The sequence below is a fragment of the Nocardioides sp. genome (assembly GCF_036405735.1).
In the GTDB taxonomy this organism is placed as follows: domain Bacteria; phylum Actinomycetota; class Actinomycetes; order Propionibacteriales; family Nocardioidaceae; genus Nocardioides.
Genome location: NZ_DASWXC010000029.1, coordinates 1 through 13959 on the forward strand (window position 1 = coordinate 1; position 13959 = coordinate 13959).

The 13959-nt window shown below is 72.5% G+C and carries 11 protein-coding genes and 1 pseudogene; 10 read left to right on the forward strand and 2 right to left on the reverse strand.

Translation table 11 applies throughout. The features are described from left to right. Positions 1-1294, reverse strand: a 1294-nt coding sequence (locus VGE38_RS04800; protein WP_331141394.1) for a hypothetical protein, incomplete at its 3' end; no start/stop codon positions are given. A 198-nt stretch (positions 1295-1492) separates the two neighbouring features. Between VGE38_RS04800 and VGE38_RS04805 the strand changes: the two genes are divergently transcribed. The 9 genes from VGE38_RS04805 to VGE38_RS04845 all read left to right on the forward strand — a co-directional run bounded on the left by VGE38_RS04805 (position 1493) and on the right by VGE38_RS04845 (position 12307). Then, positions 1493-2221 (forward strand): DUF4386 family protein, encoded by a 729-nt coding sequence (locus tag VGE38_RS04805; RefSeq protein WP_331141395.1) that lies wholly within the window; start codon positions 1493-1495, stop codon positions 2219-2221. A 71-nt stretch (positions 2222-2292) separates the two neighbouring features. After that, complete coding sequence (gene hflX, locus VGE38_RS04810) at positions 2293-3798, forward strand: GTPase HflX (RefSeq protein WP_331141396.1); 1506 nt, start codon at positions 2293-2295, stop codon at positions 3796-3798. A 190-nt stretch (positions 3799-3988) separates the two neighbouring features. Beyond that, positions 3989-4627: an SGNH/GDSL hydrolase family protein gene (locus VGE38_RS04815; RefSeq protein WP_331141397.1), complete on the forward strand. Its 639-nt coding sequence runs from the start codon at positions 3989-3991 to the stop codon at positions 4625-4627. Between the two features lie 121 nt (positions 4628-4748). Then, complete coding sequence (locus VGE38_RS04820) at positions 4749-5957, forward strand: ROK family transcriptional regulator (RefSeq protein ID WP_331141398.1); 1209 nt, start codon at positions 4749-4751, stop codon at positions 5955-5957. A 240-nt stretch (positions 5958-6197) separates the two neighbouring features. Continuing rightward, on the forward strand, positions 6198-7742 hold the full coding sequence (locus tag VGE38_RS04825) for a sugar ABC transporter ATP-binding protein (RefSeq protein ID WP_331141399.1): 1545 nt from the start codon (positions 6198-6200) through the stop codon (positions 7740-7742). Between the two features lie 64 nt (positions 7743-7806). Continuing rightward, positions 7807-8862: an ABC transporter permease gene (locus VGE38_RS04830; RefSeq protein WP_331141400.1), complete on the forward strand. Its 1056-nt coding sequence runs from the start codon at positions 7807-7809 to the stop codon at positions 8860-8862. A 27-nt stretch (positions 8863-8889) separates the two neighbouring features. Further along, on the forward strand, positions 8890-9939 hold the full coding sequence (locus VGE38_RS04835; protein ID WP_331141401.1) for a substrate-binding domain-containing protein: 1050 nt from the start codon (positions 8890-8892) through the stop codon (positions 9937-9939). A gap of 118 nt (positions 9940-10057) precedes the next feature. Next, complete coding sequence (locus tag VGE38_RS04840; RefSeq protein ID WP_331141402.1) at positions 10058-11272, forward strand: Gfo/Idh/MocA family protein; 1215 nt, start codon at positions 10058-10060, stop codon at positions 11270-11272. Between the two features lie 27 nt (positions 11273-11299). After that, complete coding sequence (locus VGE38_RS04845) at positions 11300-12307, forward strand: sugar phosphate isomerase/epimerase family protein (RefSeq protein ID WP_331141403.1); 1008 nt, start codon at positions 11300-11302, stop codon at positions 12305-12307. Between the two features lie 132 nt (positions 12308-12439). On the opposite strand, the gene VGE38_RS04850 is transcribed toward VGE38_RS04845, so the two are convergent. Beyond that, a complete protein-coding gene (locus VGE38_RS04850; protein WP_331141404.1) occupies positions 12440-13387 on the reverse strand; it encodes a putative endonuclease domain-containing protein in 948 nt (315 codons plus the stop codon). Between the two features lie 388 nt (positions 13388-13775). Here VGE38_RS04850 and VGE38_RS04855 point away from each other — a divergent pair. Continuing rightward, positions 13776-13959, forward strand: a pseudogene (locus tag VGE38_RS04855) (glycosyltransferase family 1 protein); the annotation flags it as partial.

A 13959-nucleotide genomic window follows, 5' to 3' on the forward strand; every position in this document is an offset into this window, starting at 1 on the left:
CGGCGGGCGCGAGCGACCCGACCACGAGCCGGCCGACGAGCGCCCCGCCGTGCACCAGCGGCAGCTCGGTGGCCGGGCCCTCCGGCACGCCGCTGGTGGCGGTCGGGCCGTCGAGCACGTCCACGGTCGCCCACGGCAGCCGCAGCGCGTGCCGGACCGCGGCGGCGACCTGGGCGAGGGCCTCGGCGCCCGCGGGCTGGGCCGCGGCCGCCTCGAGCCGGTTGCCGAGCCCGACCAGCGCTCGGTACGGGTCGGAGCGGTCGCCCCGGGTGACCCGGTCCACTAGCCGCTGCACTCGGCGCCGGGCCGGCTCGGCGGTGAGCGCGACGACGACGGTCGCCAGCAGCGGCGCGCCGGTCCGCTCGCCGAGGGTGCTGCCGAGACCGAGCACGGTCCCGACGTACACGCCGACGACGAGGGCGGTCAGCACGGCGTAGGCGAGGGTGCGCCGGATGACGAGGTCGACGTCCCACAGCCGGTAGCGCAGCGCCGCGACGGCGACGCCGACCGGCAGCGGCAGGATGCCGACCCCCAGCAGCAGGTCCGAGCCGCCCTCTGGACCGGCGACCTGACCGAGCGCGAGCAGCAGGATGCTCAGCACGGCGCCGTACGCCACCCACTTCAGCTGCTGGCGCTCCTCGCCGACGGAGGCGCGCAGTCGCAGCACCACGCAGGCCAGCCCGACCAGGGCACCCAGCATGACCAGCGGCAGCGACGCGGCGAGCAGCGCCGGGCCGGCCGCCAGCCCGGCGGGGGAGGCGACGTCGCCGGGGAGGCCGGCGAGCGGCGGGCGGTCCATCCGGTCGTACGGCGTCACGGCCCATCCGAGCGTCGCCACCCCGGTCACGACGACGGCGGCCCACCAGGCGATCCGCCATCGCGGCCCGCTCAGGGCACCGTCGGGCAGCCGCAGCGGCAGCAGCGTGGCCACCAGGCAGTAGCCCGGCACCCACAGCCACGAGCCGACCCACAGCGCCGCCTCGGCAGCCGGCAGCGAGCCGCGGTCGACCACCAGGCCGTGGTGCGCCCACTCGAGGAGGCCGCTCGACAGGCTCATCGAGAGACCGGTCGCCAGCAGCAACCACCCGACCGACGACCGCGCCTGCCGCCACCCCAGCACCGTGCCGGTGACCGCGAAGGCCAGGGCCGCCAGGCTGATCGGGGTGGGCAGCAGTCCCTCCCGGGCGCGCAGGACCGTCGCGACCGCCACGGCGAGCACCGCGAGGACGCCTCCGGTGAGGGCGGCGGCCCGCACCGGCGCGGGTGCGGGGCGGCTCGGGTCGGGATGCGGCATGCGCACATGCTGCCGAGCGCCCGGGCCCCTGTCACGGGACGGGCCGTCCCGTCCCGGTCGGGACATCCGAGCAGGGCCGGGGACGGACCGACCTCGCCAGGACGTGACCATCCGGCTCGCGACGGCGGGACGCCGCGTTCCGCAGAGTCCTCCTCATCGCGTCGGGACGTCCGGCGCCCGAACGCTGAGGAGTCAGCCATGACCCAGTCCACCACCCCGAGCACCACCCCGCCCGCCTCGCCGACCGCCGGGTCGGCGCGTGAATGGGCCCGGCAGGTCACGCCGACGGCGCCGGCCACGGTCGCCGGCCGTCGTACGACGCTGGGCATCGCGGCCGCGATGATCGCCAACCCGCTCGCCATGACCGCCTGGTTCCTCGTGGAGCCCTCCGTGCTGCCACGGGAGGACGCCGCGCTCTTCCTCGACTCCGTCGCCTCGTCGCCGAGCCGCTACCTGGCCGGGACCGCGCTGGTCATGCTCGCGGGCGCGCTCACCATCCCCGCCGCTGTCGGGGTCGCTCGGGTGCTGCGCCCGCGACTGCCCCGGCTCGGGGCGTTGGTCGGGGTGCTGATGTTCCTGTCCGGTGTCGGGCTCTGCGCCCAGGTCGGGTTCCGCGGCTTCGTCTGGTCGCTGGTCGAGGCCGACCGCGTGCCCGCGTCGTCGATCCAGAGCTTCACCGCCTTCCAGGAGGGCGGGTTCTTCTCCGTCCTGGTCGCTCCCGGCCTGGTGTTCGGCGGCCTCGCCACGCTGCTCACCGTGGTGGCCCTGCTCGTCACCGGCCTGCTGCCGCGGTGGGTGCCCGCCGCGATGGTCGCGAGCATGGTGCTCGCCTCGGGTGAGTTCCCCGACCCCGTCACGGTCCTCGGAGCCGGGCTCGGTGTCGTGGCCAACGTGCGGGTCGTCAAGGCGCTGCTCGAGCTGCGATGAGCGAGCACGCCGGCCGATCGCGCGAAAACGATGCGCGGTCGGCTGGTGTGTCGCCGTACTCTGGAAGGCGTATGACGAATCATCAGGCCCACGCCAACGACTTCAGCCTCGCCGACGAGCTCGAGGCGACCGCCCACTGGGATGACGCCGACTCCGAGGAGGAGTTCGACGACGAACCGGTCAGCCCCGACGGCGCCGATCCGGAGGAGGATCCCACCGTCGGCGCGATGGAGCTCGCCGAGCGGCACGCGCTGCGCCGGGTCGCGTCCCTGCGCACCGAGCTCGAGGACATCACCGAGGTCGAGTACCGCCAGCTCCGGCTCGAGCGGGTCGTCCTCGTCGGCGTGTGGACCGAGGGCTCGGTCCAGGACGCCGAGAACTCCATGGCCGAGCTGGCGCTGCTGGCCGAGACCGCCGGCTCGGAGGTGCTCGAGGCGATCTACCAGCGCCGGCAGGCGCCCGACCCCGCGACTTACATCGGTCGCGGCAAGGTGGAGGCGCTCAAGGAGATCGTGCAGGTCACCGGCGCCGACACCGTCATCTGCGACGGGGAGCTCGCCCCCTCGCAGCTGAGGAACCTCGAGGACCGCACCGGCGTCAAGGTCGTCGACCGGACCGCGCTGATCCTCGACATCTTCGCCCAGCACGCCAAGAGCAAGGAGGGTCAGGCGCAGGTCGAGCTGGCCCAGCTCAACTACCTCAAGCAGCGCCTGCGCGGCTGGGGTGGCAACCTCTCGCGCCAGGTCGGTGGCCGGGCCGCCGGCGGCGTCGGCATCGGTGGCCGCGGTCCCGGTGAGACCAAGATCGAGACCGACCGGCGCCGGATCCGCACCCGGATCGCCAAGCTCAACCGCGAGCTGCGGGAGATGAAGGGCACGCGCGACACCAAGCGCGCCACCCGCAAGCGCAACCAGATCCCGGCCGTCGTGATCGCCGGCTACACCAACGCCGGCAAGTCCTCCCTGCTCAACCGGCTGACCGGTGCCGGCGTGCTCGTCGAGGATGCGTTGTTCGCGACGCTGGACCCGACCACCCGTCGTACCGACACCTCCGACGGCCGGGTCTACACCATGTCGGACACGGTCGGCTTCGTCCGGCACCTGCCGCACCAGCTGGTGGAGGCGTTCCGCTCCACGCTGGAGGAGGTCGCGGACGCCGACCTGATCCTCCACGTCGTCGACGGGTCCCACCCCGACCCCGAGGGCCAGCTCGCGGCGGTGCGGGAGGTCTTCGCCGAGATCGGCGCCTCCGACGTACCCGAGCTCGTCGTCATCAACAAGGCCGACGCCGCCGACCCGGTCGTGCTCGGCCGGCTGCAGCGGGCCGAGCCGCACTCGGTCGTCGTCTCGGCCAGGACCGGTGAGGGCATCGACGAGGCGCTGCGCCTCATCGAGGCCGACCTGCCGCGTCCTGCCGTCGACTTCGAGGTTCTGCTGCCCTACAGCCGCGGCGACCTGCTCAACAAGATCCACCAGCACGGCGAGATCGACGCCCTCGAGCACACCGGCGACGGCACCAAGGTGCGCGGCCGGACCAACGAGACCCTCGCCGGCGAGCTGGCTGCCTACGCCGTCTGACCCTTTTCCCGTTGAGTCGCGGGTTGGCGTGGGTCGAGTCGCGGGTTGGCGTGGGCCGAGTCTCGGGTTGGCGTGGGTTCGCTCACGAGATCTCGGGATGTTTGCCGATTCCCGCACGTACGGCGGGGTGGGTGCTGATCATTGACCAGTGCTCCGGGTCCGTCGTGTCGTCCTCCTCTGCCTCGTCGCAGTGCTCGCTGCTGTCGTCGGCGTGGTCGTGCGCGGGACCGCCTCGGCCGACGATGTCGCTCGCTGTGAGCGGCACCAGGACGCGGCCGCCGCGCGCGCCAGGCTCGTGACCGGCTCGGGTGCCCGCACGGTCGTCATCGGAGACTCCTGGTCGGTCGGCTTCCGGCTCGACCGCCCGGCTGCGGCCTGGCCGGCGCGGTTGCCCGGTCGGATCAGCGTCGACGGCTTCTCGGGCTCGGGCTTCAGCGCGACCGCCTCTCCCTGTCCCGGGGTCTCGTTCGCGGAGCGTGCCTCCCGCGCCGTCGCCGGCGGAGCCGAGCTCGTCATCGTCGAGGGCGGCCTCAACGACTACGACCAGCCCGAGCGGTCGGTTCGCGACGGCTTCGCGGCGCTGATGAGCCGGCTGTCGCCGTACGTCGCCGACCGGGCGGTCGTGGTCGTCGGACCGCCGCCCGCGCCCGCGCGCAGTCGCGGCGCGCAGCGGGTGGACCGGTGGCTGGGCCAGCTCTGTGAGGAGTACGGCGTCGCGTATGTCTCGTCGGCCGGGCTCGACCTCGAGTACCTGCCCGACCGGCTCCACCTGACGGCCGCCGGCCACCGGGCGTTCGGGGACTGGGTCGCCGACCAGCTGCCCCGGTAGGTGCGGGTCGCCGCGGCGATCGCCTCGGGAACCCGGGACTCGACCCACGGGAACCCGGGACTCGACCCTCGGGAACCCGGGGCTCGACGTTGGTGGCGCGCGGGCGTGCGAGGATCGGAGGATGCGTCATTCGTTGGCGGGTCGTGCGGAGAGCCCGATGCAGGCTCGGATCCTGGCCGGACTACGGGACGAGGGCCCGCTCTCGAAGGCACAGCTGGCTGACCGGCTGCAGGTCTCGCGCACGACGATCGCGGTGGAGGTCGCCCGGCTCGTCGAGCTCGGCCTGGCCCAGGAAGCGGGACCCGCGGCGTCGCGCGGCGGGCGTCGCTCGACGATGGTCGACCTGGCCTCGGACATCCGGTTCGTCGGCGTCGCCATCGGCGCGACCGGCATCTCGGTCGGCCTGACCGACGGCCGGCTGGGCCTGCTGACCGTGCGCGAGCGTCCGTGCGACATCCGCAAGGGGCCCGAGGTCGTCCTGGCCTCCGCCTTGGAGGAGGTTCGGGCCGTGCTCGCCGAGGCCGGCGTCGAGCGGCCGATCGGTGCAGGCATCGCCGTGCCCGGGCCGGTGGACTTCCATCGTGGCGTCCCGGTCTCGCCGCCGATCATGCCCGGCTGGGACGGCTACCCGGTCCGCGACGCCCTCTCCCGTGAGCTCGGCTGCCCGGTCGTCCTCGACAACGACGTGAACGCGCTCGCGGTGGGGGAGCAGCACGCCGGCGTCGCGCGGGCTGCGAAGGACTTCCTCTACGTCAAGATCGGCACCGGGATCGGCTGCGGCATCGTCATCGGCGGCGAGCTCTACCGTGGTGTCGACGGCTGTGCCGGCGACATCGGGCACATCCGCGTCGAGGACGGCGGCCCGACCTGCGCCTGCGGCAACACCGGCTGTCTCGAGGCGTTCGCGAGCGGAGCCGCGTTGGGTCGGGACGCCACGGCGCTCGCGCGCAGCGGTCGCTCCGCCGTACTCGCCACGATGCTCAAGGAGCGTGACGGCACCGAGCTGACCGCGGCGGACGTCGCGGCCGCCGTCGCCCAGGGCGACCCGCACGCGGTGCAGCTGATGCGGGACAGCGGGCGTCGCGTGGGCCAGGTGCTGGCGAGCCTGGTGTCGTTCTTCAACCCCGGCCTCATCGTGATCGGCGGCCGCGTGACCGGCCTCGGGCACGCGCTGCTCGCCGAGGTCCGCGCGGTGACCTACCGCAGCTCCCTGCCGCTGGCCACCGGCAGCCTGCCGATCGTGCTGTCGGAGCTCGGCGACGAGGGTGGCGTGATCGGCGCCGCGCGGCTCATCAGCGGCTCCGTGTACGCCGCGGACGAGCGCTCCTGACGCACGCGGACAGCCACTCCCCAAAGTGTCACCGTGACACTTCGCGGCGGGAGTGACACTTCAAACTGTCGCCCTCGCCGCGAACTGTCACGGTGACAGTTTGCGGGGCGCCACCAGACCCGACGTCGCCTGCGACTTTGTATCGAACTGGCGAAAGTTATGCCGAAACTTTCGGATCTTTCGTCGGAACCCCTTGAAGTTCCCCTCCAACCGTCTTAGCGTGCGGAGCGCGAGGTTGTGATGCCGATCACGACCGAACGGCGCGAGGAGGATCCGATGGCCGGCGACGTGCTGCTGCAGATGACGGGGATCGTCAAGGAGTTCCCCGGCGTCCGCGCGCTCGACGGCGTCGACCTCGAGGTCCGCGCCGGCGAGGTCCACTGCCTGCTGGGCCAGAACGGCGCCGGGAAGTCGACGCTGATCAAGGTGCTCTCCGGCTTCCACCACCCCGACGGCGGCACCATCGCCTGGGACGGCGAGGAGGTCGCGCTGGGCAGCCCGATCCAGGCGTTGCGGCGCGGGATCGCCACGATCTACCAGGAGCTCGACCTGGTCGCCGACCTCAGCGTCGCCGAGAACGTCTTCCTGGGCCACGAGCTGACCCGCTTCGGCTTCGCGCAGCGGCAGCTCGCCCAGCGCCGCGCCACCGAGCTGCTCCAGCGCCTCGGCCACGGCGAGATCCCCGCCGGCAGGCTCGTCGGCGACCTCTCGCCCGCCGCCCAGCAGATCGTCAGCATGGCGCGCGCCCTCTCCCACGACACCCGACTGCTCGTCCTGGACGAGCCGTCGGCGGTGCTCGACCAGGAGGAGGTGCGCAACCTGTTCCGGGTCATCCGCAGCCTCACCGCCGAGGGGGTCGCGGTCGTCTACATCTCCCACCGGCTCGAGGAGATCCGCGAGATCGGCGACCGCATCACGGTCCTCAAGGACGGCCGCACCGTGGCCACCGGCCTCCAGGTCGCCGACACCCCGACCAGTGAGCTGATCCGGCTGATGACCGGCCGCTCGATCGAGTACGTCTTCCCGCCGCGCCCCACCGCTCCCACCCGCGGAGAGCCGGTCCTCGAGGTCACCGACCTCGCGCTCGCCGGCGTCTTCTCCGGGGTCGACCTCACCGTCCACGCCGGCGAGATCGTCGGCCTGGCCGGCCTCGTGGGCGCGGGGCGCTCCGAGATCCTGGAGACGGTGTACGGCGCCCGCCGGGCCAGCGGCGGCACGGTCCGCGTCGGGGGGCGGACCGTGCGCCGTGGCTCGGTGACGGCTGCCGTGCGCGCCGGCATGGGACTGGCACCGGAGGAGCGCAAGAGCCAGGGCCTGCTGCTCGACGAGGCGGTCTACCGCAACATCACGGTCTCGTCGATGGAGCGGTTCGCCCGGGCCGGGTTCCTCGACAGTGCCGAGGAGCGGCACCGGGCCGACGAGCTCGCCGAGCAGCTCGACCTGCGCCCCCGGCGTACGGACCGTGCGGTGCGCACGCTGTCGGGCGGCAACCAGCAGAAGGTCGTGCTCGCCCGCTGGCTGCTGCGCGGCTGCAAGGTGCTGCTGCTCGACGAGCCGACCCGGGGCGTCGACGTCGGCGCCCGCACCGAGCTGTACCGACTGGTCCGCACGCTGGCCGACGAGGGCGTCGCCGTCGTCGTGGTCTCCAGCGAGGTCGAGGAGGTCCTCGGCCTCGCCGACCGCGTGCTGGTCGTGCGGGAGGGCGTCGTGGTGCACGAGGCACCCGCCACCGAGCTTGACGAGTCCCAGGTGCTCGACCTGGTCATGGAAGGGAGAGTCGCTTGATCACCCCACTCGATTCCTCGCTCCTCCGCTTCGCTCCCCCGCGAACAATCGATCGGAGACCCCGATGAGCGAGACACCGCTGGGCACCCGTGCCGGTAGCGACACCGCACGCGTCGAGGAGGAGGCGCTCGCCGCCGGCAACCCCGATCGTGGGGGAGCGCTGGCGCTGCTGCGCAGCAGCACCGGCCGCAACCTCGGCCTCGTCGTGGCGCTGGTGCTGCTCTGCGTCGTCGGCATGATCACCGCAGGCGACCGGTTCTCCTCGACCGCCAACGCGATGACGATCCTGCGACTCGCGGCCACGATCGGTGTGGTCAGCATCGGCATGACCTTCGTGATCACCGGCGGCGGCATCGACCTCTCGGTCGGCGCGATCCTCGCGCTGGCGTCGGTGTGGTGCACCACGCTGGCCACCCAGCAGATGGCCGAGGACACGCACTGGCTGCTGATGGCGCTGACGGCGGTGCTGGTCGGCGCGGGGTGCGGCCTGGTGAACGGCCTCATCATCGCGTACGGCGGAGTCGTGCCGTTCATCGCGACGCTGGCCATGCTCGTCTCGGCTCGAGGCCTGGCCGAGGTCATGTCCGACCGCAAGACCCAGATCCTCCGGGTCGACGCGTTGCGCGAGTTCTTCAACGCCGAGGTCGTCGGCATCCCGGTCATCGTCATCATGTTCGCGCTCGTCGCCGCGGGCGGATGGGTGCTGCTCAACCGCACCACCTTCGGCCGCCGTACCGTCGCCGTCGGCGGCAACCCGGAGGCCGCGCGACTTGCCGGCATCAACGTGAAGCGCCACACCGTCTACCTCTACGTGCTCGTCGGCGTGTGCTGCGGCATCGCCGCGATCATGCTGGTCGCCCGCACCACCACCGGCAGCTCCACCCACGGCGGCCTGTGGGAGTTGGACGCCATCGCGGCCGTCGTCATCGGCGGGACGCTGCTCTCGGGCGGCCGCGGCACCATCGTCGGCACCGTGCTCGGGGTGCTCATCTTCACGACGCTGTCGAACGTCTTCACGCTCAACAACCTCACGTCGTCCGATCAAGCGGTCGTCAAGGGGCTCATCATCGTCGTCGCCGTGCTCCTGCAACAGCGGCTGGCGTCTCGCAACCACTCCTGACTCACCATCGAACCCAGGGAGACACCTATGAAGCACCGTCCCACTCGCCGCCTGGCCGCCGGCCTCTCCGCGGGGATCGCCGCCTTCGCGCTGGTCGCCTGCACCAGCAACAGCCCCGAGGACTCCGACGGCGACAACGGCGGCACCAACGCCGCGCCGGCCGGCGCCAACGACGAGACCGGCGACACGGTCGTCATCGGGTTCTCCGCGCCCGCCGCCGACCACGGCTGGATGGGGTCGATCACCGAGTCCGCGCGCCGCGAGGCGGAGAAGTACGACGACATCGAGCTGCGTGTCTCGGAGGGCACCAACGACGTCAACCTGCAGATCAGCCAGGTGGAGACGTTCATCAACGACAAGGTCGACGCGATCGTCCTGCTGCCGTTCGACGGTGCGGCCATGACGCCCGTCGCGCTCAAGGCGATGCAGGCCGGCATCCCGGTGATCAACGTGGACCGCGAGTTCGACGACCCCAACGCCGCCCGGGTCACTGTGCTCGGCGACAACTACGGCATGGGCGTCTCGGCGGGCACCTACATCTGCGAGCAGGTCGGCGACAACCCCGACGCGGTGGTCGCCGAGATCGCCGGCATCGACTCGCTGCCGCTGACCCAGGACCGCAGCCGGGGCTTCGAGGACGCGCTGTCGGAGTGCGGCCTGGACGTCGACAACCGGGTCGCCGCCGACTTCACCGTCGAGGGCGGCACCGACGCGGCGGAGAACCTGCTGCAGGCCGCGCCGAAGATCGACGCGCTGTGGAACCACGACGACGACCAGGGCGTCGGCGTGATGGCCGCGATCGAGAACGCCGGCCGCGACGAGTTCGTCATGGTCGGCGGCGCCGGCTCGGCGAACGCCATGCGCGAGATCCAGGCCGGCGACAGCGTCCTCAAGGCGACCGTCATCTACCCCTCCACCCAGGCCGCGGACGGCATCCGGCTGGCCCGGCTGCTGGTCCAGGGCAAGGCGATGAGCGACCTGGTGGAGGTCGAGGTGCCGCGCACGATCCGGCTCTACGCGCCGGTCGTGACCTCCGACAACGTCGACCAGTTCATCGACAGCGCCTTCGAGTCCTGATCAGCCTCCACCACCGCTGAGCACACCGCTGAGCAACACCGCTGAGCAACACCGCCGCACCGCATCCGGGATCGGGCCCGGGTGCGGGCGGCGCACCACACTGGACAGGAGCTGTGCCATGCCCCACGAAGGGTCCGCGTCCCTCCGGGTCGCGATGATCGGGCACGCGTTCATGGGGGCCGCCCACTCCCAGGCCTGGCGCACCGCGCCGCGCTTCTTCGACCTGCCGCTGCAGCCGGAGCTCGCCGTCGTCTGCGGCCGTGACCCCGAGCGGGCCGCCGCGGCCGCCGAGAGGCTCGGCTGGGCGGAGAGCGCCACCGACTGGCGCGCCGTGGTCGCCCGCGACGACATCGACCTCGTCGACATCTGCACCCCCGGCGACAGCCATGCCGAGATCGCCGTCGCAGCACTGGCCGCCGGCAAGCACGTCCTGTGCGAGAAGCCGCTGGCCAACACCCTGCCGGAGGCCGAGACGATGGCGGCAGCCGCCCAGGCGGCGTACGCCGGCGGCGCGCGCGCCATGGTGGGCTTCACCTATCGCCGGGTACCCGCCATCGCGCTCGCCCGGCAGCTGGTGGCCGAGGGCCGGGTCGGCACGGTGCGGCACGTGCGGGCGCAGTACCTCCAGGACTGGATCGCGGACCCGCAGGCGCCGTACAGCTGGCGGCTCGACAAGTCCAAGGCCGGCAGCGGCGCGCTGGGCGACATCGGGGCGCACGTCATCGACCTGACCCAGCACATCCTGGGCGACACGATCACCGAGGTGGTCGGCGCGATGGACACGTTCGTGCCCGAGCGGCCGCTGCCCGGCGGTCAGGGCGCCGGACTGCTCGGCGGCGCCGCTGCCAACGGCGCCGGGACCGCGGAGATGGGCAGGGTGACCGTCGACGACGCCACCGCGTTCCTGGCCCGCTTCGGGTCGGGCGCGATGGGTGTCTTCGAGGCCACTCGGTTCGCCACGGGCCGCAAGAACGCGATCCGCATCGAGGTGAACGGCTCGGCCGGCAGCCTCGCCTTCGACTTCGAGGACATGAACGTCCTGGAGTTCTACGACGCCGCCGAGCCGGCCGAGACCGCCGGCTTCCGCCGGATCCTCGCCACCGAGCCCGGCCACCCCTACGTCGGCGCGTGGTGGCCGCCCGGCCACGGCCTTGGCTACGAGCACGGCTTCACCCACCAGGTGGTCGACCTGGTGCGCGCCATCGCGGACGGCGACCAGCCGCGGCCGTCGTTCGCCGACGGCGCCCAGGTGCAGGCGGTGCTCCACGCCGTCGAGCACAGCGCCGCCCACGCCACCTGGCAGCGGGTGGCGCTCGCCCAGCCGGTCGGCTGAATCCCGACGTCACCCGAGGAGGACCAGATGTCCCGTCCGATCACCCTGTTCACCGGCCAGTGGGCCGACCTGCCGTTCGAGGAGGTGGCCAGGCTCGCCTCCGAGTGGGGGTACGACGGCCTCGAGATCGCCTGCTGGGGCGACCATCTCGACCCGTGGCAGGCCGCCGAGGACGACTCCTATGTCCGCGCGAAGCTGGACGTGCTGGAGAAGTACGGCCTGCAGGTCTTCGCGATCTCCAACCACCTCAAGGGCCAGGCGGTCTGCGACGACCCGATCGACGCCCGTCACCAGGCGATCCTGCCGTCGCGGATCTGGGGCGACGGCGACGCCGAGGGGGTGCGGCAGCGGGCCGCGGAGGAGATGAAGATGACCGCCCGGGCCGCGCAGCGCCTCGGTGTCGACACCGTCGTCGGGTTCACCGGCTCCTCGATCTGGAAGTACGTCGCGATGTTCCCGCCGGCCACCGAGGAGATGGTGGCCGCCGGCTACCGCGACTTCGCGGACCGGTGGAACCCGATCCTCGACGTCTTCGACGAGTGCGGCGTGCGGTTCGCGCACGAGGTCCACCCCTCCGAGATCGCCTACGACTACTGGACCGCTGTCGCGGCGATGGAGGCGATCGGGCACCGGCCGGCGTTCGGGCTGAACTGGGACCCCTCCCACTTCGTGTGGCAGGACCTCGACCCGGTCGGCTTCCTGTGGGACTTCAAGGACCGGATCTACCACGTCGACTGCAAGGACGCGAAGAGGCTCGTCGGCAACGGCCGCAACGGGCGGCTCGGCTCGCACCTGCCCTGGGCCGACCCGCGCCGCGGCTGGGACTTCGTCTCCACCGGCCACGGCGACGTGCCGTGGGAGCAGTGCTTCCGGATGCTCAACACCATCGGGTACTCCGGCCCGATCTCCGTCGAGTGGGAGGACGCGGGCATGGACCGGCTCGTCGGGGCCCCCGAGGCGTTGGAGTTCGTACGCCGGCTCGCGTTCGACGCCCCCTCGGCCGCGTTCGACGCCGCTTTCGCGACGGATTCCTGACCTGCGTCGCCGGCGTCCGCGGTCGGGACGGCCATTTCGGTGCAGGGTGAGCGATCGTGACCGGTCCGCTCCGGGCGGGTCCGTCATAACCGTTCGCCCTGCACGACTGTGGTCAGGTGGCGCAGCCGGCGGTCACTCCCCGCGGCCGGGGAAGTGCCGTCGCCAGGCGTCGGAGAGGCGTGCCGGGACGTTCGGCTCGCCACGTTCGCGGAGCGTGCGCCAGACCTTATCCACCGTGCGCTCCGGATGCTGGTAGATGCCCTTCGCGGTGACGACGAGCAGTCGGGCGTGGTCATCGTCGATCGCCTCACGGCGCTCCAGGTCCGACTCCCACTGCTCCTCCCGCTCGGCATGCTGGCGGCCGTCGTACTCGACGATGGTGTTCGACGCCGGGTAGTGCAGGTCGTACCGGCGGCGTGGCGCGCCGTCGTGCGCGCGCAGGGTCGGGTTGACCGCCGGCTCGGGTAGCCCGGCCAGGACGAGGAGCATCCGCAGGCGGGTCTCCATCGGCGAGTCCACCCGCTCGCGGACATAGCTCGCCGCCTCCCGGGCGAGCGCCGCGCCCGGCAGTGTGCTGTCCGCGCAGAAGGCGCGCAGCTGTTCGGGTTCGACGCCCTTGCGGCGCACCAGCCAGTCACCGACCACGACGAGGTCGACGAGGGACAACAGCTCGGCCAGTTCGACGAACATCTGCCGGTACGACGACACCCGTGTCCCGTCGACGACCGTGATCACCGCCGTCGTGCGCAGGTGGCAGACAGTGCCGCGGCGGCGACGCCGGTGGGTCGGCTCGAGCACCGTCACGTGTTCGTCGGGCAGGACCGGGATGGGGGTGCCGTGGATCCGGGCCGCCGAGGCGTGCCTGGCGAAGGCGGTCGCGTCGAACGGTACGACGGTCGCCTGCGCCAGCAGCCGCGGCGTCACGGGCAATGCCGCGTCGACGTACACGCCCCAGGTCAGCTGTCGGAACTCCGGTCCCCGCAGCCGCTTGGCGGTGACCCCTGCGGCGAGCGCCGTACGTCGCCGGAACGGCCGCTGCGGATCGAAGGGTGCCGGCTCCACGTCGCTCGCTGGGGTCATGCGCCGAGCATCGTCCCGCAGCGACGTCTCTTGCCGGCGTCATCCACAGGGCCCTCGGGAACCCGGGGCTCGACCCTCGGGAACCCGGGTCTCGACCCACGGGAACCCGGGTCTCAACGGGGTGGGGTCCCGAAATTGGGGATAGCCGACGGTCGGGGACCGTCACGGGCGTCCCGGGGCTGGACAGTTGCGGTCACGGGGGCCGGGAGGCACACCTTCGGGTCCGACCGCGATCTCCGTCCAACCACCGAACCGTCCGCCAGGCCTGGCGACGGATCGGAGTGCCCGCAGCGTTCCCCCCCACCTCGCAGCGGGCACGACGGGGTCGGCGTGGCCCAGTGCGCCGACCCCGTCACCTTCCTCATCCGGCAGCGCGCGAGGAGAGCCCATGGCCGTCGTCCTCATCGGAACCCCGTCGTGCGACGTCTACGGCTCCGACCTGCAGCTGCTCGAGACCGTCGCCGCCGTGCGGGCGCGCGGTCACGGGGTCGTGGTGGCCACCCCGAGCGACGGGCCGCTGCGGACCCGGCTCGAGGCGCTCGGTGCGCAGGTGCGGCTCGTCCCGGCCCCGG

Bases quoted from the DNA above. Each gene is read 5' to 3' on its own strand.
- VGE38_RS04820 (WP_331141398.1), top strand. From the start codon at position 4,749: ATGCGTCATTCGTTGGCGGGTCGTGCGGAGAGCCCGATGCAGGCTCGG.
- VGE38_RS04840 (WP_331141402.1), top strand. From the start codon at position 10,058: ATGCCCCACGAAGGGTCCGCGTCCCTCCGGGTCGCGATGATCGGGCAC.
- VGE38_RS04805 (WP_331141395.1), top strand. From the start codon at position 1,493: ATGACCCAGTCCACCACCCCGAGCACCACCCCGCCCGCCTCGCCGACC.
- VGE38_RS04845 (WP_331141403.1), top strand. From the start codon at position 11,300: ATGTCCCGTCCGATCACCCTGTTCACCGGCCAGTGGGCCGACCTGCCG.
- VGE38_RS04850 (WP_331141404.1), bottom strand. From the start codon at position 13,387: ATGACCCCAGCGAGCGACGTGGAGCCGGCACCCTTCGATCCGCAGCGG.
- hflX (WP_331141396.1), top strand. From the start codon at position 2,293: ATGACGAATCATCAGGCCCACGCCAACGACTTCAGCCTCGCCGACGAG.
- VGE38_RS04835 (WP_331141401.1), top strand. From the start codon at position 8,890: ATGAAGCACCGTCCCACTCGCCGCCTGGCCGCCGGCCTCTCCGCGGGG.
- VGE38_RS04825 (WP_331141399.1), top strand. From the start codon at position 6,198: ATGCCGATCACGACCGAACGGCGCGAGGAGGATCCGATGGCCGGCGAC.
- VGE38_RS04830 (WP_331141400.1), top strand. From the start codon at position 7,807: ATGAGCGAGACACCGCTGGGCACCCGTGCCGGTAGCGACACCGCACGC.